The organism is Tardiphaga sp. 768_D3_N2_1 (assembly GCF_052076105.1).
In the GTDB taxonomy this organism is placed as follows: domain Bacteria; phylum Pseudomonadota; class Alphaproteobacteria; order Rhizobiales; family Xanthobacteraceae; genus Tardiphaga.
The window spans coordinates 5,809,981-5,834,778 of record NZ_CP197245.1; the positions used below are offsets into that span (position 1 = coordinate 5,809,981).

The window sequence follows — 24,798 nt, forward strand, 5'->3', positions numbered from 1 at the left end:
AACAATTCTGTGGCCGAGATAATCAAAATCCTTGACGAGAGCCGCACTGGACTCAGTCTGCGACGGGCGATGGCACGGCTTATGGTGCTTCTTTCCGAAGGGCGCAGCGCCAATGCGCATAACTTACATTGTGGAATAAAAACCTAGAATGGAAAGTGCACGCTCTACGAAGTGCGATTCGCCGAACCCCGGGGCAGGCAATCGGCCGCCTGCACCAACAGCATCAAAAGATGGCACGATCTGGAGGCGCTTATAGCGTGCCACCATAGATGCATCTCGTTCGGTTTGCAGTAGCGATCTTTTCGTCTCAATCCTAGTTATGACCTGTGGCCTCGATCAGGACGCCGGCTTCTTCCTAAGCGCAGAATTGCAAACCCGCCGCGTCTTCAGCGCATCTCGCGCTTCCAAGGCGTGAAGATTTGATTTGAGCGCGCCGGATACGGTTGCCTCAAGCAACGCATTGTGAGAACCTGCCTCCTGGCTGCGCCTAAACACCGGGGCTTATGACCCCGGTAGCGGCCGCGTGACTCTCTTCGACTCGTGGGGGGGGGAATCAGATGACGCAAAACAATACGACAGCGCGTACCAGTAATAACATTTCGGTAGCGTTGGTAGTTAACGGCACCGGACAGCAGTTTACAGTTGCGCCTTGGACGACATTGCTTGACGCGCTCCGTGACCACCTCGACCTAACCGGCACAAAAAAGGGCTGCGACCATGGTCAGTGCGGCGCATGCACCGTGCTGGTCGATGGTCGCCGCGTCAATTCGTGCCTGACGCTGTTGGTGATGACGGACGGCGCCGCAGTGACCACGATTGAAGGCCTTGCGCCCAGCGGTGGCCTGCATCCGCTGCAACAGGCCTTCATCGACCACGACGCCTTCCAGTGCGGCTACTGCACACCGGGACAAATTTGCTCGGCGGCAGGCCTGATCGCCGAAGGCAAGGCGAAGACCGACGACGAAATCCGCGAGCTAATGAGCGGCAATCTCTGCCGCTGTGCCGCCTATCCTAACATTGTTGCGGCGATCAGGCAGGCAATGTCCGTGATGGTTGAAAAGCCATGATCAATTTTCATTATGCGCGCGCAAGCGACGTTGCAGATGCAGTGCAGCAGATCAGGGCGGACCCGGCCGCCAAATTTATCGCTGGCGGCACAAACCTGCTCGACCTGATGAAAGAGAATGTCGAGCGCCCGACCCTATTGATCGACATCACGCGCCTACCGCTCAAGACCGTCGAGGAGACAGCTGGCGGCGGTGTGCGGATCGGCGCACTCGTGCCGAACAGCGACCTCTCCTACCACCCGCTGATCGAGCAGCGGTACCCGGTCGTTTCCAGTGCAATCCGCGCCGGTGCCTCGCAGCAATTGCGCAATATGGCCTCGACCGGCGGGAACTTGCTGCAACGAACACGCTGCGCTTACTTCTACGATACGGTGATGCCGTGCAACAAGCGGACACCCGGCAGCGGCTGCTCCGCAATCGACGGAATTAATCGCGGACATGCGATACTCGGCACAAGCGAGGCCTGCATCGCCACGCACCCGTCCGACATGTGCGTGGCGCTAGCGGCGCTGGAGGCGACAGTTCACGTTGCGGGGCCCAAAGGTGAACGCGCGATTGCCATTGCGGACTTTCACCGACTCCCCGGCGACACACCGCAGCGGGACACCAATCTGGACCGTGATGAAATCATCACTGCGATTGAACTACCCGCGCAAGGCTTCGCCAAAAACTACACTTACCTTAAAATACGCGACCGTCTCTCCTACGCCTTCGCGCTTGTGTCAGTCGCGATCGGACTCGAGATGGATGGTCGTACCATTCGCCAAGCGAGAATCGCTCTCGGCGGCGTCGCGCACAAGCCGTGGCGAGATATCGCAGCCGAAGCGGCCTTGAATGGTCAGGCCGCAAGCCCCGAGATTTTTAGGCGCGCCGCGGATGCGCTGCTGCGTGACGCCAAGGGCTTTGCCCACAATACGTTCAAGATCGAACTGGCGCGCCAAGCGGCAGTACGTGCGCTGACGCAAGCTGCGAATGGCACGCCGCAGTCGCAATCGAGCAAGAAGATCGCGTGAGGGCGCGATGGTGCGCTTGGGGCGTTCGGACCAGGACGATCCGCGGATCGCGGTGCCGCATGCCGCCATCGCAGTCGACCTCAAGAACCAGGTGAGCAAGCCAATGACGTCTTACATCGGTACTGCAACCTCGCGCATTGATGGACACGCGAAGGTGACCGGCGGGGCTAAATACGCGGGCGAATTCAACGTGCCTGGCCTCGTCCACGCTTTCGTTGTCGCATCGACCATTGCCAAAGGACGCATCTTGCGAATCGATGCGAGCGAGGCACTCCGCGTCGAAGGCGTAATCGATATTCTAACGCACGAAAAACGGCCGCGCATGGCTGGTACTGATCACGCCTACAAAGACGACGTCGCGCCGGAGGGCTCGCCGTTCCGGCCGCTTTATGACGGCAGGATCCTGTTCAGCGGACAACCGGTTGCCCTTGTGCTTGCGGAGAGCTGGGAGATCGCGCGCTTAGCCGCCTCGCTGGTGCGCGTGCAATACGAACAGGAGGCGCACGTTACGGACCCCTACCGTCAGCGTGAAGCTGCCTTTGCATTACCGGAACCGGCAAAAGCCCGGGGCAATACGGCAGAGGCCTTTACCGCGGCCGACGTGCGCCACCAAGGCGAGTATTACGTCCCGATCGAGCATCACAATCCCATGGAGCCGTTTGCATCGACGGTGACATGGGATGGCGGCGGCAAGCTGACCGTCTATGACAAGACCCAAGGCGTACAGAACGTGCAACGCTATGTGTGCAGCATATTCGACATGAAGCCGGACGATGTGCGCGTCATGTCACCATTCGTTGGTGGGGCATTCGGCTCAGGACTGCGCCCGCAATATCAGGTGGTCCTGGCCGTACTGGCCGCGCGCGCGCTGGAGCGCTCCGTCCGTCTCGTTCTGACGCGTCAGCAGATGTATTCGCTTGGGTACAGACCCGCCATGACTCAACGGGTTGAGCTGGGCGCGACTGCAGGCGGAATACTGAATGCAATCACGCACGATGCGATTACGGTGACGTCGCAATACGAAGACTTCTATCGGAACGAGACCACCTGGTCCGGCTTGCTCTATAAATGCGCCAACGCACAGTACACCCACAAACTCACCCGACTCGATCTTCCGACATCGTGCGATATGCGCGGTCCGAGCGCTACGACCGGTGTCTATGCGCTCGAATCCGCGATGGACGAACTCGCGGTTGCACTTAGCATTGACCCGCTGGAGCTGCGTCTGCGGTGTTACTCGGATCGCGACCAGAACAATGGCGACGTGCCGTTCAGCAGTAAGAATTTGCGCGAATGCTACCGCCAGGGCGCGGAAATGTTTGGCTGGGAAAAGCGCAATCGGGAGCCCCGCTCGATGCACGACGGCAGTGAGCTGGTCGGCTGGGGCATGGCGACGGGCGTCTGGGAAGCGTTACAGGTGCCGATCACCGTCCGGATTCAGCTGACAGCGAACGGTCACGCTGAGGTGGCGTGCGCAACGTCCGATATCGGCACGGGCACCTACACCATCATGGCCCAGGTTGCGGCCGACGCGCTCGGCCTACCGCTCGACAACATCAGTATCAAGCTTGGCGACTCCACACTGCCGCAGTCACCAGTAGAAGGTGGATCATGGATCGCGGCATCGGTGTCGAACGGGATCGTGACGACAAGCAACGCGATCCGCGAGGAGTTACTGCGTCTGGCGAAGCGAGTGCCGGATTCGCCGTTCGCAAATGTAACAAGCGACGAAGTCGCACTTGCGGACGGCAGGCTCGTGAGCCGGCTAGATGCGTCGCTCGCGATATCGATCGCGGACGTAATGCGGGCTGGCGCAGTCGATCACATCGAACAGGAGAAATCCACCAGCTTTGCCAATGACGGCAAGCATGCGCACAACGCGCATTCTGCGCTCTTCGCCGAAGTGAAGGTGGACGAACAGCTCAATGTCATCCGCGTCACCCGTATCGTAAGCGCGGTCGCGGCCGGGCGAATCTTGAACCCCAAGACTGCGCACAGCCAGGTCATGGGCGGCGTGGTGTGGGGTATCGGAATGGCGCTGCACGAGGAGACGCTGATCGATCATAAGTTCGGCCGCATCATGAATGCAAATATCGCCGAATACCATGTTCCCGTTAACGCCGACGTCCACGACATCAAGGTCATCTTCGTCGAGGAGCAGGATAACATTGTTAATCCGCTCGGCATCAAGGGTTTGGGTGAGATTGGTCTCGTCGGCGTCGCCGCGGCGATAGCCAATGCGATCTACCACGCGACCGGAAAGCGAGTGCGCGACCTGCCGGTTACCTTAGATAAGTTGCAGCGCTGATCTTTGGGGGGCGACAACTGAGCGGAATATAGCTGACCGTGGTTGATAGAGTTTGGGAAACCATCGATCGACGGTATCGGGCGGGAATCTCAGCCACACCGTGCTACGCGTCGTCGGTGAAACCAGGTAGCCCTTGTCAATCAGCGTACTGAGCACGCTGCGAGGCACACGAAATGCTCGTGAATAACCAGCGCACTGGTGGCACTTATGCCGATCTTAACGTCGCTATAGAGATCGCAGAAAGGCTACATAAAAGTAACGCCCCTCACACAATCACTGTTCGTAGCATTTCTACGGGCGTCACAGTCTGGCCGACTCCGACGTCATGACCAATATTGGCAACACCGTAGCTTTAGCACAAGAAAGGACCCGGCTTTCGCCGGGCCCTGGTCTTCAAAAATGGTCTTAGAAGCTGCTACCGCCCCAGTTGAAGTGGTAGTTGACGCCGCCCTTAACAGTATGGGTCGTGACTCCAATGTCCGTGAAACCGGTGAGCACTGTGCCGTACCGCTCGCTGCTATAATCGGCGTACATGTACTCGCCCTTGAGCGACCAGTTCGGGGCGAACATGTACTCGACGCCGCCACCCACGGTCCAACCTGAGTGAACTTTGCTCTCCGAGAACAGCGCGGCGCCGGGAGTGGTGAATGAAAGGCGGTTGTCAGCCCAAGCATAGCCGCCCTTCACGTAGAATAGAGCCGCACCCGAGGTTACACCAAGGCGTCCCGTGACGCTGCCGAAGGCGCGGATCTTATCTTCCGCGGTGACCGGGACAATGCCGAACAACCCCGTCTCACGATACTTGACGTCACCGCCTGCCGCGTCGACTTCAAGGCCCCAAACGAAATTGCTGCCGGGCGTCTGCCAGTTGTAGCCGATAGTGCCGCCGCCAAAGCCGCCATTGATGTCACTCGAGGCGGCGGTGAAGCCGTCAACGCGGATACGGTCCGACCAGCTATAGCCGCCCATGACGCCGGCATAGAAACCGGACCAGTTGTAACCAACTGCGACGGGAGCCGCTGGAGCCTTGGTGTACGGGCGGGCCGCCAAATCGGCGGCGGATGCCGAGGCTGCGCTCATGGCCAAAGCGGCCGTGGCCAACACATACTTGTTCATTGGAATCCCCTGTAGGTTCTGTTCGCGAATCCATAATATTTCTGAGTGTTTCTCGGGGCTGTCACCAATTCGCTACAGGCTGAATTTTTTAAAACGGACATGACGGCGGAAAAAATGGCAGGTCGATCGAGCTCTGCTGAAGCTTCGAGACATCTATGCCAACCGGCTGTCGCCGATTACGGGGGTCAGCTCGGCGAGCTGTCGGAGATGGGGCTGGTCGAGGCGTTGAACCACCAGGTCAACTTATCGAGGCACCGGAGCCAACACGTATCTTCCTCTCGGGATGGAGGTTAACCTTGTCTTTCGTCATCTGATCAATCAGCCCGGTGATGGCGTCCCGGGCAAGCGGATCGTTGACCAGCACGAACATTTGCCGATAGTTTGCGATCTTGAAGTCGATATCAGTACATTTTTCACACATGGCTCACCGCGAGGTCTGGCGGGAGCGTAACGCACTCTCAGTCACCGTTGATTGCCGAGGAACGGGCGATGATGGGAGGACCATACACCCTTCGCCCGCTTTCAGCTACAGGAACGGACCGTCATGTCTCCACCATGGAACCGGCAAGCACTGTGACGTACCGCCCGCTGCGCCGACGACAAGATCCGCGCCTTCGGCCCGCACACATTGCGAGAGTTAGTCGAAGCAACACCTCCGAATTTCGCAACCATTGTCGTTCACTTGACGTCAGCGCTCGCTAGCGAAGCTGCATATGCTCGGGCCTTTTCCAGCGCTCTGACTTCCACCTGACGTACCCGCTCCCGCGAAATCTTCAACTCTGCGGCCAACTCGTCAAGTGTAAGCGGAGTATCCGCTAGCCACCGTGCTTCGATAATTCGCTGCTCCCTCGGTTTCAGCTCGTCGAGTGCTCGCCTGAGGATGTGCCGCCGCCAGTTGAGCTCGCTCCGTTCCGCAACATCGTCTTCAAAATTAGACGTCGGATCAGCCAAGCGCTCCTGCCATTCAGCTCCCTCTTCGTCATTCTCTCTTGCAGTTGCGTTGAGCGACATGTCGCCGAGGAACCGCCGGTTCATATCGATCACCTCGCTCTCGGGAACGTTCAAGCGATGCGCAATCGTTGCGACATGGTCGGGCTGCATATCCGCTTCCTCGAGAGCTGCAATCTTGCTCTTCAAGCGACGCAAGTTGAAGAACAGCCGCTTTTGGGTCGAAGTAGCGCTAATGTGGACGATCGACCAGGACCGCAGGATGTAATCCTGGATCGTTGCCTTGATCCACCAGGTCGCGTAGGTCGCAAGTTTAAACCCTTTGGCCGGATCAAATCGTTTCACGGCCTGCATCAGGCCGATGTTGCCCTCCGAAATGACGTCGGCGATAGGCAGCCCGTAGCCGCGATAGCGCATCGCCAATTTAGTGACCAGCCGGAGATGGCTGGTCACAAGATGATAGGCAGCTTCCCGGTCGCCGTCTTCGCGCAAGCGCCTCGCGTAGGCGAGCTCTTCTTCAGGTTTGAGGAGAGGAAACTGTTTGATCGCGGTAAGATAATTTGTGAGGCCTTCTCCACCGGCCAAAGCTGGAAGTGCGAAATGGGTCATCCCCGTCTCCTGACAATTTCGCGAGTGGATCAGCGCGCCATTCCCAAATGGCGCGATCCGCGACGGCCGAAGCCATCGCGGAACGGATGCATTAAGCGAACAAAAGGCGTTAGGCGGCCTGCGCTTCAAGTTGCTCGACGTTTGAGCGCGGAGCAGCGTTGATGGCGATCTTTCGCGGCTTCATGGCCTCGGGAATCTCGCGGACCAGATTGATCTGCAGAAGGCCGTTTTCGAAAGTCGCGCTGGTAACCTGGACGTGGTCAGCGAGGTTGAATTGCCGCTTGAACGCCCGACCAGAAATGCCCTGGAAAAGGAAGTCGCGCTTTTGTTCGCCTTTGCGGCCCTCGACCGTCAGAACGTTCTGCTCTGCCGTCAAGCTGATCTCGTCCGGCGAGAAACCCGCCAGAGCAAGCGAGATCAGGTATCGGTCATCCCCGACCCGTTCGATATTGTATGGGGGAAAATGGTCCTCGTTGGCGCGCTGTGCGGCATCCACGAGGTCAAACAGGCGGTCGAAGCCGATGCTTGAGCGCCAGAGCGGGGCGAAGTCATAAGTCTTCATAGCCAAATCCTCCAATGAGCAAGATGGGTATGGGCAGGCGCCGGACACCCCGGGCGTCCGCCTCACGTTGGACCCGACGTTTGGCATCCAACGGTTCTAAAATAGAAAAAACGGGCGGAAAGTTTCAAGGGGGCATCGCAATTTTTTTGGCGCCTGCCAGCCCGATGTGCTTGATCTGCACGTCGACCGCTCTACATCGCTCATCGCCCTCTTTAACTGAAAGGAGTAAATGGAGGCGACCATGAACTCGAACCAGACACTATTCGATATTCATGCAAATCCACTTCTTGTAGCGACCTATAGTGACCCGTCGGACGTTTTGGCCGACCCTGTCCTGTCACGCGTTGAAAAGCGCTGCGTGCTGGCGGCCTGGGCGTCGGACGCATTCGCGGTCGAAAATAATCCGTGGCTGAGGCAACTTCCGGGTTCTCCAACTGCTATCCCGGTTGGACTCATCTTGAGTGCGTTGAGAGACCTCGATGAGGAGGATGACGATCCTCCGCCTCTGAGCGGAGCGCCGGCCATGAGGCTTCCGATGTTGGAGGAGCCCAAAATGGCAGTCGGCTTTTAGCCGCAGGTAGCCTCGGAGCCCACGTATCAAGGGACGATCAGCCGGCTGACGAGCCCGCCGCAATTGTGGCGGGCTCATCGCGCTGCAAACTATCTCCTCCAGATGACTCGGTACTTCTTTCCTTTGCTAGGCGGCATACGGCTCTCTGGCGACTCAGGGATCGACCTTCCGAACCGACGGGCAGCGATCGAACATGCAGCACGCATCGCTCGTGGGGGCGCGAAAGGCACTCCGAACTATGCCGGGCCTAGCCGCTTTGTTGTCGTCATTAATGAAAGCGGGGAGGAAGTCTTCAGAGCACCTGTTCAGCACCGCAACTGACCGAATTGCGGCGAACTGGTCAACGAGCGAAAATCGGTCGCTGGTTGCTCTATTCAGCAGCTTCCCTCTTCGCCGCCGCTGAACGCCACAATTCGGCAATCTCCGATTCCTCGATCGTTTCCTTTTCCATGCGCCGCTTGGCCGCCTCTTCCAGCAAGGGCGGACCTCGCGAAGATGTCTAATGCACGCTCGGCCGTAGCCTGCACGATCGACTGGACCTCTTGTCGATCAAAGCAGCCGTCCGCTCAGCGAGTCCGCGGTCTCGGTATGGAGTCTGGCGCAGGAACGAAAGCCGGGCTCTCGCGGTCGTAGGCAACGCGGCCGAGCTTTTAGGACTGCGGCACGCCCGCCAAGCAGACCGCCATCTTATTTTGGCGCTCTTCCCGCGTTATGAGGAGCGATCGTCCGTCAGGCGTTGGATGGTGACGTGTTTGATTGTTCATGATCCCATTGGTCTCGGTCACGCGGCCAGGCCAGGTGGCAGCACAGCACCTCCATCATCCCTTCTCTTGCCCTTTTGGAATAAGGCGCCGGCGAGATGCGGATCCTCCAGATCGAGCAAGGCATCGATTACCTGCTGTAGGCGGGACGGCTCTGCTACCAATTGGTCTTTTGAATGCTCGATCTCGATTTGATAGGCGTCAAGAGCCCAGCGTCGCAGCACGTTGCGCTTGTCTTCCCCTGTCAGTGTGGGATCCCGCAGGACGTCTTGAGGATCTGGATAAGTTGCGGCCGGATCAATTTTCCGACCGGCCCGGCCAGTCACGTCAGGTCCAAGCGTGCGCTCGACCCATTCCAACCGCCGGCGGCGCTGTCGGACCGTTGCAGGCGCTTCGCCAGAGCGGCGATTGTCGGAGATCAGGAGCGGCTTGGCTTCCTGCTCAGGCACACCTTGCACGGTATATTGAAGGCCTTGGCGGCGCGCATAGGCGATGGCGGATTCTATGGAAGGAAACGAGAGCTCCACTTGGCTGAGCGTATCATCGTCTGCGGTCCAACCCATTAGAGGCTCGATGTATGGTGCAGAACGTCGTTCGAAACGCAGCTTCCATTGGGGCAGATGGGCCCGCCGGGAGGTCATCGGAGATTGAGCCGGCCGGTAGATCACAGCGTGCGCATCCGAAGGGAACACCGACTTCGTCGGTGCTGCCTCGCGCGACGTAAGGTCCGTCCACGTGGATAAAGGCACAACTTTCTGCATGGATTTACCTCCTCGGACTGGAGCGAACGGGGCAGTCACTCCCCGCCGCCCCTTTTTCCTCACTTGCCGTTTATCGCTATCCGTTTCGCCTTCTGTTGTGCAGTTGGTGCTTTCGGCAGCGTAATTGTGAGAACGCCGTTCTTGAAGGACGCGGCCACTTTGTCCTGCTCGACATTGTCGATCGGGATGCGCCGCTCGAAGCGTCCATAATATCGCTCGCTGAAGAGCCGCCCCTTGTCTTCGGTCTCACTCTTTTTCTCGCCGCTGATGGTCAATATGCCGTTGGCAAGCTCGACGTTGACGTCCTTTGGGTCGAGACCGGGAAGTTCGGCCATGACCCTGATTTCTTTATCGACGTCGTCGATTTCAATGTGGGGCCAGCCTAGCGACGGCGAGCCGAATGGGCGATCAAGGCTGCGGAATGTGTCTTCGAACAGCCTATTCATCATCTCGCGATGTAACGCGAAAAACGGATTGCCCGTTTCGCCGCCGTGAGCGGTCACGTTGCTAGATCTGTTGTTCCACGGAACAAGATCGCGAAGTGCCATGCTTTTCTCCTTTCTCCTTTCTGTTTGAAATGACCTGCCGCGTTAAGCCACAACGGCGCACGCCGTGGCTAAGCATGCTACCGCGATGACATCGCCGTCTAAAGCGATCGTCCTCACAGCCTGCGCCGCATGTCCTGAATCCGGCACCCTACACTCGGCGTGTGGCTATCAAAAAAATTTAGAAGGCCATATTTTGGTTTCAAGTGGGTGGAAAATTTGCCGCACCTGGAAGGGGCGGAATTGAACCGGTAGCGCGTGCTTAGTAATCGGATTCCCGCTGAGTAATGGCACTCTGGAGTAGTCTTGTGCGCCAAAAATTTTCGCGGACGGCTTTTGTCGTCCTACTTGTCCTGCTCGCCGTCGTGATCGGACGACCCTACGTCAACAGCCCGCTGTTTTCCGCGACATCGCCGAGGCCCATTGCAGCACGAAGCGACTTGGCGCAGGCAGAGCGCGCGACAATAGAGCTTTTCGAACGGGTATCTCCTGCCGTGGTTCAGGTGGTCGGTGCGGCAAATGTATCCAGTCCCCAATACGCTGAGAGTGAGGGTGGAGGACAAAGCGGGACTGGTTTCGTCTGGGATGGCGCCGGTCATGTGGTTACCAACAACCACGTCGTGAGCGGGACCAGGGAGGTTGCGATCCGCTTAGCCACCGGCGAAGTCGTCGCTGCCTCGATTGTCGGGACCGCTCCGAATTACGATCTGGCCGTAGTCAAGCTCCAGAGCACCAGAAACCTGCCGACTCCGATCGCTGTTGGAAGCTCGGCCGACTTAAAAGTGGGCCAGGCAGCGTTCGCGATCGGAAACCCCTTCGGCCTCGACCAATCCTTAACGACCGGCGTGATCAGCGCCCTCAAGCGGCGGCTGCCAACGAACGGCGGACGCGAAATTGGCAATGTCATCCAGACCGACGCCGCTGTTAATCCGGGCAATTCCGGCGGACCCCTATTGGATTCCGCTGGGCGGTTGATCGGGGTTACGACTGCTATCATCTCGCCGTCCGGGTCCAATGCCGGCATAGGCTTCGCTGTCCCTGTCGATACCGTGAACCGCGTCGTTCCCGAGTTGATTAAAAATGGGCGCGTCCCGACGCCAGGGATCGGCATCGTCGCCGCGAACGAGGCTGTGGCAACACGGCTCGGGATCGAGGGCGTAGTCGTGGTGCGCGCGGTGCCGGGTTCGCCTGCGGCGCAAGCCGGGCTTCGCGGCATCGAGGAGATCGGTGAACTGGGCGACGTTATCGTAACCGCAAACGGACAGCCTGCAAGGCGGCTGTCAGACTTGACCGACCAGCTCGAGGCCGTCGGCGTCGGGCGGGAAATCGAACTCTCGGTCAAGCGCAAGGACGGCCTGACGACTGTGCGCGTCAAAATCCAGGATATCGGCCGATCGGGATGATATGCGAGACCAGAAAATCCAGCCACTCGCCCTAAAAAATGCGCAGCCCAGGAACACGCGGCGACCTATTCGGGTTACTCGACATCCAACACCATAAGCCTGCCAGGCTATGCACCGTGCGGGGCCGCCTTGTTACTGACTTGTAACTTATGCGGGAATGCGCCCGCGGAGAAACCGCCTCCGGAACTAGTACAATGAAGACCCGTCATATCCGACTTTTCGCGACAGCTCTTATCCTCCTTGCGGCAACCAGTAATTCGCAAACGAAAGAGAGCGAAACTCGATCATCAAGCCCACCCCGAGACAGGCCTGCGGCTTCCGTGTTATCGCCCGCCAAGCGCCTGCCAGTCTCTCAAAACCCTCGCCTCAAAGCGACGGACAGGAGCGTCGAAACGATGATCCCCGACATCTGCAGAGGGTGCTGACAGAAAAACGGAAGGATGGCAGCTATAACTGACATGGTTGGGGCAAGGACATCGCGGGGCTCCTGGCTTCCACGGCTCACGCAAATTGGCAAACCGACTGTCCGTTGAGCTTATTGCACGAACGGATGGTACTGAAGACCGTCGAACACGAATTGTACCGCGAGGCCGGCAAGGAATACGCCGGATATTCTGCCAACGACATCCGCTCCGGTCTGTCCAAGGAGCCGCAGGAGCGCGTCGGCGGCGCGCATCGCAAAATATGTGAAGATCAAACATACCCCAATCATCATAACGATCGATGCTGTTTCCACCCAGTCGCCCGCGCGGCCTGTCAGAAGCACCGTCGCTGAGAGCGCGCCAGGGCTGGCGATCAACGGGAACGCGAGCGGAAACACAGCGATATCGCCCGGCTTCTCGGCGTCCCTCCGTTCCCCCTCGTTAATCGAGGACAGCCCTGGGCTCGAAAATGTTAGCGTCAAGGCCTGCAGAAATAGCAATATGCCGCCGGCCACGCGAAAAGCCGAGAGCGAGACGTGCAGCAACGACAGTACCAAGTTGCCGAGCAATGCAAAAAGCAGCAGCATCAATCCAGCGACGCCGACGGAACGAAGGGCAAGGCTCCGCTGGTCTTTATGGTGCACACCCGCGGTAAGACCAGCGAATATAACCGCGGTCTCGATCGGGCCGATCGTGACGAAGAGCGTGACCAGGCTCGACAACATGCTTGAAGGAACCTGCATCGGACGTTTCCAACCGTTGGTAATTGCTCGCTTTGGCCGCAGATTGCTACTACTCGACCGATGATATGACGACCGAGCGGGTCGTAGTCGTTTCTGGGGGATCTGGACGTGCTACGAGATAAAGCTCGCCGGCCACCAGCATCACGACAGCAATCACCAAGGTGAGCATGGCTAGCAACAGATCGTACACGTCATCCATTTTGCAACGAAATGCGATCTTGATTTACGGGGCGGTAGCCATCGCCTTTGGCTATCCGCGCGAGCGCTACTGGTGAATAGCAGCGGGTCCGTTGACCTTTGGCTATCCGCGAAGGCGCCGATGTGAACGGCGGGCGATGGCTCCGCGGCCTTGAACGTCGTTAATAGGCATTTGTTCCACGCGGGCCTTCGACGTCGGCGTGACAGCTTCGGCTGACTGGACCGCGCTTGACACATTGACTGCCTAACCGCCCATTTCATCGAAATTAAATCTTCGATACCGCAACTTCCGGCCACTGATTTGAGTTTTCCGAGCCTCAATTTCAGGAGGAGAATATGAAAGCTAAAGCTGCCTTCCTTGGTTTGGTCGTTATCGGCGCGATCGCCTCTGTCCCGCAGTCTGCGGCGGCACTGCCTAACGGATTGCCATTCGCCCATCATGCTTCGAACGTTGAGCACGTGAGATGGGTGTGCAACCCGTGGGGGCGGTGCTGGTGGCAACCCCACCACTATCGGTCGTACAGCTACTACCCTGGCCCGCGCTTCCGCCCAGGCCCTTGGGGATGGCGTCACCGCGGCTGGCATCGTTGGTAGCTCTACTTTGGCATGGCTATACTCTGAGCGCCCAATCACAGGGGCGGAATACACAACGCGAAAATGAGCGCCGCGCCTTCAATGGCCGCCTTCGCACCATACGTGCTTGGGTTGACCCACAAGGATCCGGCCCAGCGCAGACGGCCGTTGCTGGCTTCGAAACCCAGCGCCGCGCTGATTCTGGCCGGAGCCTTCGCTTCCAGAAGACATCGCGCCTTCCGGCGTGCGAACCTCTGGAACTCCAAGCTCAGCGAAGCGGTTAATGCTGCGCTTTTTGAAAGGAGTATGTAATATGCCCGGCGAGATCGAACCCGTTGAGGGGCCAGAGCTTCCCAAGATTTCAACGGGAAATATCGGGCTGGACGACATATTGGGAGGCGGTGTCGATCCCGAAAGGGTTTACCTGTTCGAAGGGCAGCCGGGTTCGGGCAAGACCACGCTCGCGCTGGAATTTCTCCTGGAAGGCGGCCGCCGCGGCGAGCGCACCCTCTACATCACGCTCTCGGAAACAGAACGTGAGCTACGTCTCGTTGCAAAGCGGCACGGCTGGTCTCTTGAGGGCATCACAATCTTTGAGCTGATTCCAGCGGAGGCCAGCTTGGATTCCACTCGTGAGCTCACAGTGCTTCACCCCGCAGAGATGGAACTTAGCGAAACTACGCAAGCGATTTTCGACAAGGTAGACGCGCTCGCGCCCAGTCGCATTGTGCTCGATAGTTTATCGGAACTGCGACTGTTGGCACAAAGTCCGCTGAGATACCGTCGCCAGATTCTAGCACTAAAGCACTTTTTTTCTGGGAGACGGTCCACCGTTGTTCTGCTGGACGATCTGTCATCCCAGCAGAACGAGCTACAACTTCATTCCATTGTTCATGGAGTCGTCTTACTTGAGCAATTGGCCATCGACTATGGCGCGCAGCGGCGACGGCTTCGCGTGGTAAAAATGCGTGGCATCGATTTTAAGGGCGGATTTCACGACTTTACTATCCGGTATGGTGGCCTAAGGGTCTATCCCCGTCTTGTTGCTGCCGAGCATCATAGCGACTTCAACACCGAAGTAGTCTCAAGCGGAATTTCGGAGCTTGACTTGATGCTCGGCGGAGGAATGGAACGTGGAACGAACGCGCTCTTCATCGGTGCGGCCGGCGTGGGAAAATCGTCGTTGGCTCTTACATATGCGATCGCAGCAGCGTCCCGCGGCGAGCGCTCCGCGATTTTCACTTTTGACGAGGGGCGCGGTACGATCAAAGCGCGTGCCAAAGCTCTGGGCCTTCCGCTCCAGGAAAGCATCGACGGCGATCTAATAGAGATTCAGCAAATTGACCCCGCTGAAATGGCGCCTGGCGAGTTTGCGGACGCCGTTCGCCGGAGCGTAGAGGTCCGGAACGTCCAGGTGGTCATCATTGACAGTCTTAACGGTTACCTCAACGCGATGCCTGACGAACGCTTTTTAATACTTCAGATGCACGAGCTTCTTTCCTACCTTAGTCAGCGTGGTGTCTCCACGATCTTGGTACTCGCTCAACATGGCCTAGTTGGTCCCATGGATACCCCGCTCGATATCAGCTACCTCGCTGACGGAGTTTTGATGCTTCGGTATTTTGAGTTCGACGGTAGCGTCCGGCGCGCGCTTTCTGTCGTAAAAAAGCGAAGCGGTACGCACGAGCATACAATCCGAGAATTCAGGCTGAGCGAGCAAGGAATTACCGTCGGCCCCCCCCTGAGGGGGTTCGCCGGCATATTCACAGGGACGCCGCTGTACAAGGGGGAGGAGACACCTCTGCTGTCTCAGACCGATGCAAGGCGCTAAAACGAAAGAAGGCGCCGCGCTGATTATGATGCCCATCGGTCGGGACGCCGTCGCTGTCGCTGATTTGGTTGAAAAGGTAGGGTTACGTCCTGTCATCTGCGATAATGCACAGCAATTGTTGGACAATCTGGAGTGTGTCGTCGATGTAGTTCTGTTGACGGAGGAAGCCCTGTCTGGAAGATGCGTCGACATGCTGGAAGAATGGGTAACCCGCCAACCTCCTTGGTCGGATCAACCATTTATCGTAATGGCAAGTCAAAACGTAGGATCCAGGTTCGCTGCCTTCCGGCGCGAGGTGGCCAAGCGCCTGCGGAACGTCGGATTTCTTGAACGTCCGATGCAGGGCTTCACCATTCAGGCAACCGTTATTGCGGCTCAACGCGCTCGAACGCGGCAGTACGAAACCCGAGCGCATCTTGAGGACCAGCAAAGCGCGGCCAAGGAGCTCGAACGGTTGGTTGCCGAAAGAACGCACGAACTAGAGCGGGCTAACCGCCTCCTTCGTGAAGAAATTGCCGAACGCGAACGAGCCCAAGCTGCATTGCTTCAGACTCAGAAAATTGAGGCGTTGGGACAGCTCGTCGGTGGCGTTGCTCACGACTTCAACAATTTGCTGATGGCTATCACCGGCAACCTCGACCTTCTCTCAAAGAGAATCGGAGAGGATGCCCGCCTCAAACGACTTGTGAACGGCGCTATGGAGGGCGCTCGTCGCGGCGCCGGGCTCACTCAACGTTTGCTCGCATTTGCGCGCAAACAAGAACTGAAAGCCGAAGCGACGGATATTCAAGCGCTGGTCACCGGCATGATGGATTTTATTGATAGATCGGTTGGCCCTTTGGTCCGAGTGGATCTAAAATCTGACGGGCAGCTACCAGCTATCAACATTGATCCGAACCAACTTGAGCTTGCGCTGCTTAATCTGGCACTAAATGCGCGAGATGCAATGCTCTCCGGCGGAGTCCTCACGATCGAGCTGAGTCTGCAATACGCGCATGAAAGCGATCAACTTGACGTTTCGCCTGGCGAATACGTCGTACTGTCGGTTAAAGACACCGGTACAGGAATGGACTCTGAAACACTGGCGAAGGCGGTTGAGCCTTTTTTCTCAACCAAGGGTGTTGGTAAAGGCACAGGCCTAGGCTTATCCATGGTATTTGGCTTGGCGCAGCAATCGGGCGGTGCCCTAGGTCTCGAAAGCTCTCTTGGGAAGGGTACTACGGTTCGGCTTTGGTTGCCTGTCGCAACGAACGCGACACCGGCAGCTTGCCTTGGCTTCCCTACCCCCGCGAACACCGCGAGAGCAAGAATACTGCTTGTCGACGATGATCTCCTGACGGCGGCAAGCACCGTCTCGCTATTGGAGGATTTAGGCCACGACGTAACTGAAGCTCACTCGGCGCGAGAGGCCCTACAACTTCTGGAAGGAGGGTTAATCGCAGATCTTCTTATTACAGATCATGCGATGCCGGATATGACAGGGAGCGAACTGGCTTATGAAGTGCGGCGCCGATCTCCAAGCCTTCCCGTTCTGCTGGCAACGGGCTTCGCTGAATTGGAGGGAAACGGCGTCGCTGCGCTTCCCCGGCTCTCAAAACCATATACTCAGGATCAGCTTTCAAGAGCGATAGCGAGTCTTATTCCAGCTCTGCCTGAAGGGTGAGCATTGCTGGACACGTCCTAATGTGTCGTCGCCTAGGGCGATCGCTTTCCGCCGCGTGCAGGCGGTTGAGCTCGCTAACGCGTCGCCAGCTTCACAGGATCTTTCAAAGGCATTCCGGCGGCGGCGGCGGCAACTTGAGCATCGACCTTGGTTAATTATTCCAGAAACTTTCGCGAGCCATGGGTTGTTGAAATGCAATCGCGGCCTCATCACTTTCCGGCTTGCTTAGGCTTTTTCAGCGCCGGTTCGGAAGATGCGCATTGTATCACTCAGAGCCATCACGGGAATCCCCTCATTTGCCCTGCCGCCTCTTCGATGCGGACCACAGTCCGGTCAATGGGCCCTGCTTTCCGTAGAGGGGATCACTTCCCGGCTTCTGAACCCTCGCGATTCGTTTCACCGCATCCAGACGATCTCGGCTGTCCGTGCATTCATCGTACTTGCCAGCTGCGGGGTATGCTCCGACCACCTGAAAGCCGCGGCTCGCCTTGATGAGCCGATGTCCTGTACCAGCAGGCAGAACGACGACGTCGCCTTGCTTGATGGTAAGCACACGCCCCTTCGGTCCGCCAAATTCGAGAACAGCACACCCAGTCGCTACACCCAAGACTTCGTGGACCTGAGAGTGATAATGAACGAAATCGTAGACGGTGTCGCGCCACGATCTGCCCCAGCCATTTTCTGCGAAAATATTATCAATGATCGTCGCAGTGTCGGACTTTCGGGTCGCCGGCGTGACAGCCCCACGATAGAGCAGCATTGGAAAACGGGGATTATTTGGGATGATACCATCGTCGGCAAAGAATACTGCAGCCGGTTTGCGCGTCCGCAGTGAGCTAACCAGCGTTTCCGGGTCAGGACGGTTCTCGACCAGCTTCCTTCCTAAGTTTTCGATCTGCTTTTTCAGCGGCATAACACCCTCGGGTCGCATTACACAGCCAGTGGGACATGTTGGCTGCTGCTTTTAGTTAACGGGCCGGAAAATATAATCGCCTTCACGCAACCCTCTTCCTGCAACTTGATCGCTCGGCCCAATGTGGTTGCGTCGCTTCGACCGGCCAGCGTTCCGGCCGAGATAAGCCCATGTGCGTCAACCAGTCTCTCGGCCCTGCGCAAGGACTCGGCAGATAGGTCTCGAGTGCGTAACGCCGTGTCAGCGCGGCCCCATGCGTGTCCAAAGAGTTCCGGGAAATCTTGGTTGGCAACACAGTAGATTTAGCACCGGGCCGGAAACCGTGCCAGCCCGCACATGGACGGTCGCGCACATCGCGACGGCAAGATCTGGAGCGACCACGCGCTCGCAAGCACCGAGTGAGCGGTCACCGCATGGTGCCCATTATGGGCCGAAGGGACTGACTGAGCGTGGCGCGATACTTCGCCCTCGAACGTGTCGATAGAGATGCTTTAGATATAGGATGAGAGGGCGGAGGCCGTGTGCCCCCGCCCGAGCTTTGTCATGCTGCCTCAGCGTTCACGGCCGTTAGGGCCAGCTTCGAGAGCGCGTCGTCGGTCTTTTTTTCTTCCGCGAGTGTCTGATCAAGCAGCTTCACGGCGTCCTTTAGGCCGAGGGTGTTTGCCCAAGTGCGAAGCGTGCCATAGCGGGAGATTTCATAGTGTTCCACCGCCTGGGCCGCGGCCAGAAGGCCGGGATCGAGTGCTGCAGCGTCGGCGTACTCTTCCATGATCTCTTTGCCTTCATCAAGGATACCCTCGATCGCGTCGCATTTCTTGCCGCGAGCAGCCTTGCCAAGATTCTCGAAGATTTGCTCCAGGCGCTCGATTTGCACTTCGGTCTCCGCCTGATGCTTCTCGAACGCGGCGCGAAGCTGGCCGGAGCTCGCAGCTTTGGCCATCTTGGGCAGAGCTTTGTAGATCTGTTTCTCTGCGTAATAGATGTCCTTGAGGGTATCGAGGAAAAGATCGTTCAGGTCCTTCTCGGGCATCTCGCTCTCCTATTGGTTGCCAAGGATCGTCTGAGAACACGACGCCGCGATGTTAGTTCCAAAACGGTCGCCATACGCGAAGACGCTATTGGGCCACGGCGGGAACCAAGCCGCAGAGCCGCAGTTGAAAGGGCCTGTCATCTAACTGTCATTAGGAGGTGCATGATGCGGCCGGTCACGGTCAACCCGGCGGCCTTTGATCGCGACATTGCGTCAGCGATAGCGCAGCACACCAATCCTGCCTTCGAGCAGGCGGCACAGCTTCTGACCTGGGGTGCGGACGAACATATTCTCATCGCAGCCGCCGCGGCCCTTTGGTTCTTCTCGCGAAAAAGCAGCGAACAGACGCGAACTGCTGCCACACATCTTTTGGCGACATCAGTTGTAACCGGCATCATCCCCCACGCTCTCAAACGTATCTTCAATCAGCGTCGGCCGGATCGGCTGACGGTGATCGGCCATCTGCATGGTATCCCATTATCTGGCCGTCCTAACGATGCGTTTCCGTCGGGGCACGCCGTCCATATGGGCGCTCTGGCGGGCGCGGCGTCGGCGTTCCCTGAGCCGTATCGAGAGCTTACCTGGACCGCCGCGATCGGGCTTTCGCTGACGAGGGTTGCCGTCCTCGCGCACTGGGGTAGCGATGTTGTGGCGGGCTTTGTCGGCGGATTTCTAGTTGAGCGGCTCGTCAGGCGTTGGACGGGTTATGGCAGGGGTCGCGGGTATCATGACTGAAAGCGTCATCCGCTTCATCGCGGGCGGCGCCGTTGTCTCGGTCTTCGCCCTGATCGGCGACGTTTTGCGGCCCAAGTCATTTGCGGGACTTTTCGGCGCCGCTCCTTCGGTTGCGTTGGTATCGTTGGCACTCGCGATTTCGATGCACGGATCGGATTACGTGTCCATCCAAGCCATGTCGATGCTCAGCGGCGCAGCAGCGCTGTTCGCTTTCAGCATCGCGATCTGTCATCTCTGTAAACGCACGCGATTATCTGCTGCGTTGGCCACTCTCCTCGCGTTGCCTGTCTGGCTTGCGGTCGCTTTCGGCCTTTACGCGGCGGTGAGCTTATGATCGTGAGGGTGTCATTCTCTTCGCTGGGCGACAGTCGCTGGTACGAATATGTCGTACGGTTTTTGCTTGGTGGGGCTGCGACAGTCGTCACGGGACTCGTCGGAAAATGGTGGGGGCCGGCGGTTGGCGGCCTTTTCCTGGCCTTTCCGGCTATGCTGTGCGCGAGCGCGACGCTTGTCCAGACCCACGAACGCCGGCGAAAAACCGAAGCCGGCTTGACGGGTGATCGGCGTGGTGCGGATGCCGCCGCACTCGATGCCGCCGGAGCTGCACTTGGCAGCGTCGGGCTGATGGCATTCGCTACAGTCGTCCTTCGTACCAGCGCATCGGCGCCGTGGATCAGTCTGGCTCTAGCATCGGTTGCCTGGGCGGTGGCGGCCGGCTCTTGCTGGTGGATCTACAAGCGATTTCGCATTTACCGGAGCTGAATATGGGAGAACTCCGCTCGGAGATCGGCGGCGATCGCACCGTCCATCTGTGTCTCGACATGCAGCGTCTGTTCGGACCGGAAGGACCATGGCCGACGCCATGGCTTGAGCGCGTCATGCCGGTTGTAATCCGCATTGTCGAGCGCGCTCCGTCCCGGACCGTGTTTACGCGGTTCATTCCGCCTGTATCGCCGGATGAGGCGAACGGGATGTGGCGGAGTTATTTCCGCAAGTGGCGATTGGTGACGCGCGAGGAGGTGGATCTCGACCTTCTCGAACTCATGAAGCCCCTGCGGCGCCACGTTCCGCCCGCGGTTGTTTTCGACAAGCCTGCCTATTCCGCATTCTCGAACTCAGGACTGCATAATTTTCTACGGCGGCGCGCCGTCGATACTCTGATCATTACTGGGGCGGAGACCGACGTCTGCGTCCTTTCCACAATCCTCAGCGCAGTCGATCTAGGCTATCGCATCGTCGTTGCAAAAGATGGACTTTGCAGTTCGGCAGACGAAACGCATGATGCACTACTGGGGCTTTATGCCAAACGCTTTGACCTGCAGATCGAATTGGCTGACTGTGCCGAGATATTAGCTCGCTGGTCCGCGCCCTCCTAGCTCTCCCGTCGTAGGATGGGCCAACATGCGATGCTACGCAAATGCAACGAGTTCGTCCGGCCTCTCCGCCCTCATACTCGCCGTGGACGGCAAGTTATGGGGCGGAGCCCGCGGGCTTCGTTTCAAAGGTAGGTGTGGTCTCCGTCGACGGCACGCCCGGTTCGCGTCGCTTTTCAGCTACTTCTTTTTGTTTAGGTTTTGCGCCATCTCAAGATGATGCTGAAGGTGGGGAAGTGTCTTCCCAGCCCAATCCTTCAGCTTCGGATCCTCTCCTCCCTTGGCGTAGCGCTCAAAGAGCGAGACAGCGTCCTTGTGAGCGCTTACTTGCATGGAGGCGTAGTCGGACGTGAAACTGTCGGCTTTGGCGTCCTTCAACTTGTCCACCTTCTTCTGGTGCGTTTCGTCAAGCGCCGTTGGCAACGCCGCCTTCATGTCGCCGCTGACTAGCGCCTTTAGCTCTTCGGATGTCTTGGAGTGGTCGGTGATCATCTGGGACGCGAATGTCTTGGCATCCGCATCTCCGCGCTCTTGCGCGAGCTTGCTGGTCGCGATCTCAGTCAAGTCGCTAAGGGCGGCTTCCTTGAGGAAGTCGGCAGTGCTCGGCGCTACGCCTAGGACGGAGTTCACGCCTGTCTTTTCCCCGACTGACTGTGCGTTGACGTTGGTGGCGCCGAGAGCGAGAGAGAGAACAGACGCGGCGGCGAAAGTTACTTTGTTCATGGCGCAATCCCTGAAATTTCCACTTGTAGGCGGAAGAAATGATCAATTTCAGGCAAGGTTCCAGTGCATCGTCAGTAGCAACGGATTTCAGAAGATGTGATTGGGTAAACCGGACCAAGGGCAGCTAATACCGTTGCCGGGCACTCTCTGGCGGCTCTCATGGGACACACTGCACCATCGTCGTTCCGCGACTTCTTCTTTATGATTCGACGTCGGATCCGCCAAGCGTTTCAGCCATTCAGCTCCTGTTCGTCATTCTCTCTTGCGGTTACGTTGAGCGAGCCGTCTTGCCCGAAGATCGTCGCCCGCACCGACGACGATCGCAGCGAATTCCTTCGCAAGTGCGGCTTCGGAGATGCGGAACGGCGTGTCTCCGGCTTCGTGCTTTTTCGTGTCTCCGGATCGCCTGTTCTATGGCGCTGCCCTCAGAGTGAGAGGGCGGCGCTGCGCTTCGTGACGGGTCGGAGGCCGAGAGAGAGGCTTTCGGCCGCCCGTCCGGAGTAAATCCCGATGTCTATTACCAAGAAGAAGATCACCCTGTCGCCCTCGCGCGACATTAAAGGGTGGGATCGCGCAGCAGCTCGCACGACTCACCGCATCGAGCGCTCCTTCCAGAATTTCTAGCGCTTTTTTACGGCGCGCGCGCTGACGGCCGGACCTCAAAATTTCGCAAATCCCCTTGAACCATTTTTGGGCTGCTCCTAGGTCGTCTTTGCCCGCGCAGTCCGGCGCCGGGCTCATGATATCGCTAGACCGTAAAGGAGGATGTCTATGCATTTCCGTCCAATGCAAGACCGCGTGGTTGTGCAACGCATTGAAGCAACCGAAAAAACTGCCGGCGGCATCATCATTCCCGATACTGCGAAAGAAAAGCCGCAGGAGGGCGAGGTGATTTCCGTCGGGCCTGGCGCGCGCAACGAGCAAGGACAATTAGTATCCCTGGACGTAAAGCCTGGTGACCGTGTCCTTTTCGGAAAATGGACTGGCACGGAAGTGAAAATTGATGGCCGGGATCTTCTGATTATGAAGGAAAGCGACCTTCTTGGCGTCGTCGAAACGACCGACGCGCTGAAGAATGCCGCCTGAGATATCGCAGTCATCGAAGGGAAAGGAGAATTAAGTATCATGGCTGGCAAGGACGTGAAGTTTTCGACCGAAGCCCGTGACCGCTTGCTGCGGGGCGTCGATACGCTTGCGAATGCCGTCAAGGTGACCCTTGGTCCAAAAGGCCGCAACGTGGTTATCGAAAAATCGTTCGGCGCCCCCCGCATTACTAAGGACGGCGTCACGGTCGCCAAGGAGATCGAACTGGAAGACAAGTTCGAGAACATGGGCGCGCAATTGGTGCGGGAAGTTGCTTCCAAGACCAATGACCTCGCGGGAGACGGAACCACGACGGCAACCGTGTTAACACAGGCCATCGTCAAGGAAGGTGCAAAGTCCGTCGCGGCCGGCATGAATCCGATGGACCTTAAGCGCGGCATAGATCTGGCGGTGGATGCGATCGTGGCCGATCTCAAATCGCATGCCAAACGGATCACCTCTAACGACGAAATCTCCCAAGTCGGTACGATCTCAGCAAATGGGGATACTGAAATCGGTCGCTTCCTGGCCGAGGCAATGCAGAAAGTCGGCAATGAGGGCGTCATTACGGTGGAGGAGGCAAAGAGCCTCAACACCGAATTGGAGGTGGTCGAGGGTATGCAGTTCGACCGCGGCTACGTCTCGCCCTATTTCGTGACAAATGCCGAGAAGATGCGGGTCGAACTCGACGATCCCTATATTCTGATCCATGAGAAGAAGTTGACGGGGCTGCAAACCATGCTCCCCCTCCTCGAGTCGGTTGTCCAGTCTGGCAAGCCGCTGCTGGTCATTGCAGAGGAGATCGAGGGCGAAGCGCTGGCGACATTAGTCGTCAACAAGCTGCGGGGCGGCTTGAAGATTGCGGCGGTCAAGGCTCCCGGCTTCGGTGATCGGCGCAAAGCCATGCTGGAGGACATCGCGATCCTCACTGGCGGTACCGCGATATCGGAAGATCTCGGCATCCAGCTCGAAAAGGTTACATTGAGCATGCTCGGCCGAGCCAAAAAGGTCGTGATCGACAAAGACAATACCACGATCGTCAATGGAGCAGGCGCGAAGAACGAAATCGACGCACGCACCACGCAGATCAAGGCTCAGATTGAGGAAACCACGTCTGACTATGATCGTGAAAAGCTACAGGAGCGGCTTGCCAAACTGGCCGGCGGCGTTGCTCTAATTCGGGTTGGAGGGGCGACCGAGGTCGAAGTCAAGGAGCGCAAAGACCGTGTTGATGACGCGCTACATGCGACCCGCGCCGCGGTGGAGGAAGGGATCCTCCCGGGTGGAGGGGTGGCCCTCCTACGCTCCCTCAAAACACTGGACGGCGTAACCACCTCGAACCCAGATCAAAAGGCTGGCGTCGACATCGTGCGTCGAGCCATCCAGGTACCGGCTCGACAGATCGTCCAGAACGCGGGCGGGGACGGCTCGCTGGTGGTCGGCAAGCTGCTGGAAAGCAGTGACTACAATTGGGGCTTCAATGCCGCGACTGGCCAGTACCAAGACATGGTAGAGGCCGGCGTGATCGATCCTGCGAAGGTGGTTCGCACCGCCCTGCAGGACGCCGCTTCGGTGGCCTCGCTGCTAATTACGACGGAGGCTCTCGTGGCTGACACGCCGAAGAAGGCGAACGTTTCGGCCATACCTACAATGGAAATCTGAGCAACGAGGGGAGCCCGGATTTAGATCTCGGGCTCCCCTCAAAGACAAAGGATTTCGATGAAACCTCCCTCGTCAGCCAAGCCATGTCAAATTTATCAACCAACGTCCGACCTTCACACGAAGCCCTCATTTCGGGACGGATCCAGATCCCAGGCGTCAAATCGTTTCTGATTAAGAGCGAACGC

Annotated in this window: 22 protein-coding genes; 13 read left to right on the forward strand and 9 right to left on the reverse strand. The window is 58.1% G+C overall.

Annotated elements, in window-relative coordinates; all coding sequences use genetic code 11:
- Positions 1-557: 557 nt before the first annotated feature.
- From AB8A27_RS27320 to AB8A27_RS27330, 3 genes are all read left to right on the forward strand, one after another.
- Complete coding sequence (locus AB8A27_RS27320; RefSeq protein ID WP_441244580.1) at positions 558-1,067, forward strand: (2Fe-2S)-binding protein; 510 nt, start codon at positions 558-560, stop codon at positions 1,065-1,067.
- A complete protein-coding gene (locus tag AB8A27_RS27325) occupies positions 1,064-2,080 on the forward strand; it encodes an FAD binding domain-containing protein (protein WP_441244581.1) in 1,017 nt (338 codons plus the stop codon). The genes AB8A27_RS27320 and AB8A27_RS27325 overlap by 4 nt, the downstream gene beginning before the upstream one ends.
- A 103-nt stretch (positions 2,081-2,183) precedes the next feature.
- Positions 2,184-4,388: a xanthine dehydrogenase family protein molybdopterin-binding subunit gene (locus AB8A27_RS27330; RefSeq protein ID WP_441245050.1), complete on the forward strand. Its 2,205-nt coding sequence runs from the start codon at positions 2,184-2,186 to the stop codon at positions 4,386-4,388.
- Between the two features lie 405 nt (positions 4,389-4,793).
- Here the strand turns inward: AB8A27_RS27330 and AB8A27_RS27335 are convergent, their stop codons facing one another.
- The 3 genes from AB8A27_RS27335 to AB8A27_RS27345 form a co-directional block, all read right to left on the reverse strand.
- Positions 4,794-5,504, reverse strand: a complete 711-nt coding sequence (locus AB8A27_RS27335; RefSeq protein WP_441244582.1) for an outer membrane protein — start codon at positions 5,502-5,504, stop codon at positions 4,794-4,796.
- Between the two features lie 678 nt (positions 5,505-6,182).
- A complete protein-coding gene (gene rpoH / locus AB8A27_RS27340) occupies positions 6,183-7,061 on the reverse strand; it encodes an RNA polymerase sigma factor RpoH (RefSeq protein ID WP_441244583.1) in 879 nt (292 codons plus the stop codon).
- 109 nt (positions 7,062-7,170) lie between these two features.
- Positions 7,171-7,623 (reverse strand): Hsp20 family protein, encoded by a 453-nt coding sequence (locus AB8A27_RS27345; RefSeq protein WP_441244584.1) that lies wholly within the window; start codon positions 7,621-7,623, stop codon positions 7,171-7,173.
- A 241-nt stretch (positions 7,624-7,864) separates the two neighbouring features.
- On the opposite strand from AB8A27_RS27345, the gene AB8A27_RS27350 reads away from it, so the two are divergent.
- Both AB8A27_RS27350 and AB8A27_RS27355 read left to right on the forward strand, forming a co-directional pair.
- Entirely contained in the window at positions 7,865-8,194 is a 330-nt protein-coding gene (locus AB8A27_RS27350; RefSeq protein ID WP_441244585.1) for a hypothetical protein, read from the forward strand.
- 102 nt (positions 8,195-8,296) lie between these two features.
- Positions 8,297-8,515 (forward strand): DUF6894 family protein, encoded by a 219-nt coding sequence (locus AB8A27_RS27355; protein WP_441244586.1) that lies wholly within the window; start codon positions 8,297-8,299, stop codon positions 8,513-8,515.
- 460 nt (positions 8,516-8,975) lie between these two features.
- Here the strand turns inward: AB8A27_RS27355 and AB8A27_RS27360 are convergent, their stop codons facing one another.
- Positions 8,976-9,716: an ETC complex I subunit gene (locus tag AB8A27_RS27360; RefSeq protein WP_441244587.1), complete on the reverse strand. Its 741-nt coding sequence runs from the start codon at positions 9,714-9,716 to the stop codon at positions 8,976-8,978.
- 59 nt (positions 9,717-9,775) lie between these two features.
- Positions 9,776-10,264, reverse strand: a complete 489-nt coding sequence (locus AB8A27_RS27365) for an Hsp20/alpha crystallin family protein (protein ID WP_441244588.1) — start codon at positions 10,262-10,264, stop codon at positions 9,776-9,778.
- A gap of 284 nt (positions 10,265-10,548) precedes the next feature.
- On the opposite strand from AB8A27_RS27365, the gene AB8A27_RS27370 reads away from it, so the two are divergent.
- Positions 10,549-11,664: a S1C family serine protease gene (locus tag AB8A27_RS27370; protein ID WP_441244589.1), complete on the forward strand. Its 1,116-nt coding sequence runs from the start codon at positions 10,549-10,551 to the stop codon at positions 11,662-11,664.
- Positions 11,665-12,199: 535 nt separating this feature from the next.
- On the opposite strand, the gene AB8A27_RS27375 is transcribed toward AB8A27_RS27370, so the two are convergent.
- Positions 12,200-12,829 carry a MarC family protein gene (locus AB8A27_RS27375; RefSeq protein WP_441244590.1) on the reverse strand — a complete coding sequence of 210 codons (630 nt, stop codon included), beginning with the start codon at positions 12,827-12,829 and terminating at the stop codon, positions 12,200-12,202.
- Positions 12,830-13,913: 1,084 nt separating this feature from the next.
- Between AB8A27_RS27375 and AB8A27_RS27380 the strand changes: the two genes are divergently transcribed.
- Together AB8A27_RS27380 and AB8A27_RS27385 are read left to right on the forward strand one after the other, a co-directional pair.
- The gene (locus AB8A27_RS27380) at positions 13,914-15,431 is read left to right on the forward strand and encodes an ATPase domain-containing protein (protein WP_441244591.1); all 1,518 of its coding nucleotides are present in this window, start codon (positions 13,914-13,916) and stop codon (positions 15,429-15,431) included.
- On the forward strand, positions 15,418-17,094 hold the full coding sequence (locus tag AB8A27_RS27385; protein ID WP_441244592.1) for an ATP-binding protein: 1,677 nt from the start codon (positions 15,418-15,420) through the stop codon (positions 17,092-17,094). The genes AB8A27_RS27380 and AB8A27_RS27385 overlap by 14 nt, the downstream gene beginning before the upstream one ends.
- Before the next feature lie 292 nt (positions 17,095-17,386).
- Here AB8A27_RS27385 and AB8A27_RS27390 read toward each other — a convergent pair whose 3' ends face one another.
- Positions 17,387-18,007 carry a cupin gene (locus AB8A27_RS27390; protein WP_441244593.1) on the reverse strand — a complete coding sequence of 207 codons (621 nt, stop codon included), beginning with the start codon at positions 18,005-18,007 and terminating at the stop codon, positions 17,387-17,389.
- Positions 18,008-18,548: 541 nt separating this feature from the next.
- Complete coding sequence (locus AB8A27_RS27395) at positions 18,549-19,037, reverse strand: YciE/YciF ferroxidase family protein (RefSeq protein ID WP_441244594.1); 489 nt, start codon at positions 19,035-19,037, stop codon at positions 18,549-18,551.
- A 162-nt stretch (positions 19,038-19,199) separates the two neighbouring features.
- Here AB8A27_RS27395 and AB8A27_RS27400 point away from each other — a divergent pair, with 162 nt between their 5' ends.
- The 3 genes from AB8A27_RS27400 to AB8A27_RS27410 all read left to right on the forward strand — a co-directional run bounded on the left by AB8A27_RS27400 (position 19,200) and on the right by AB8A27_RS27410 (position 21,148).
- On the forward strand, positions 19,200-19,772 hold the full coding sequence (locus tag AB8A27_RS27400; protein ID WP_441244595.1) for a phosphatase PAP2 family protein: 573 nt from the start codon (positions 19,200-19,202) through the stop codon (positions 19,770-19,772).
- Complete coding sequence (locus tag AB8A27_RS27405) at positions 19,765-20,106, forward strand: DUF3147 family protein (RefSeq protein ID WP_441244596.1); 342 nt, start codon at positions 19,765-19,767, stop codon at positions 20,104-20,106. The genes AB8A27_RS27400 and AB8A27_RS27405 overlap by 8 nt, the downstream gene beginning before the upstream one ends.
- Before the next feature lie 430 nt (positions 20,107-20,536).
- The gene (locus AB8A27_RS27410) at positions 20,537-21,148 is read left to right on the forward strand and encodes a cysteine hydrolase family protein (protein ID WP_441245051.1); all 612 of its coding nucleotides are present in this window, start codon (positions 20,537-20,539) and stop codon (positions 21,146-21,148) included.
- Between the two features lie 177 nt (positions 21,149-21,325).
- On the opposite strand, the gene AB8A27_RS27415 is transcribed toward AB8A27_RS27410, so the two are convergent.
- Positions 21,326-21,868, reverse strand: coding sequence for a DUF4142 domain-containing protein (locus AB8A27_RS27415; RefSeq protein WP_441244597.1), 543 nt, complete (start codon positions 21,866-21,868; stop codon positions 21,326-21,328).
- A 771-nt stretch (positions 21,869-22,639) separates the two neighbouring features.
- Between AB8A27_RS27415 and groES the strand changes: the two genes are divergently transcribed.
- Positions 22,640-22,954: a co-chaperone GroES gene (groES, locus tag AB8A27_RS27420; protein WP_441244598.1), complete on the forward strand. Its 315-nt coding sequence runs from the start codon at positions 22,640-22,642 to the stop codon at positions 22,952-22,954.
- Positions 22,955-22,993: 39 nt separating this feature from the next.
- Positions 22,994-24,613 carry a chaperonin GroEL gene (gene groL / locus AB8A27_RS27425; RefSeq protein WP_441244599.1) on the forward strand — a complete coding sequence of 540 codons (1,620 nt, stop codon included), beginning with the start codon at positions 22,994-22,996 and terminating at the stop codon, positions 24,611-24,613.
- Positions 24,614-24,798 lie beyond the last annotated feature (185 nt).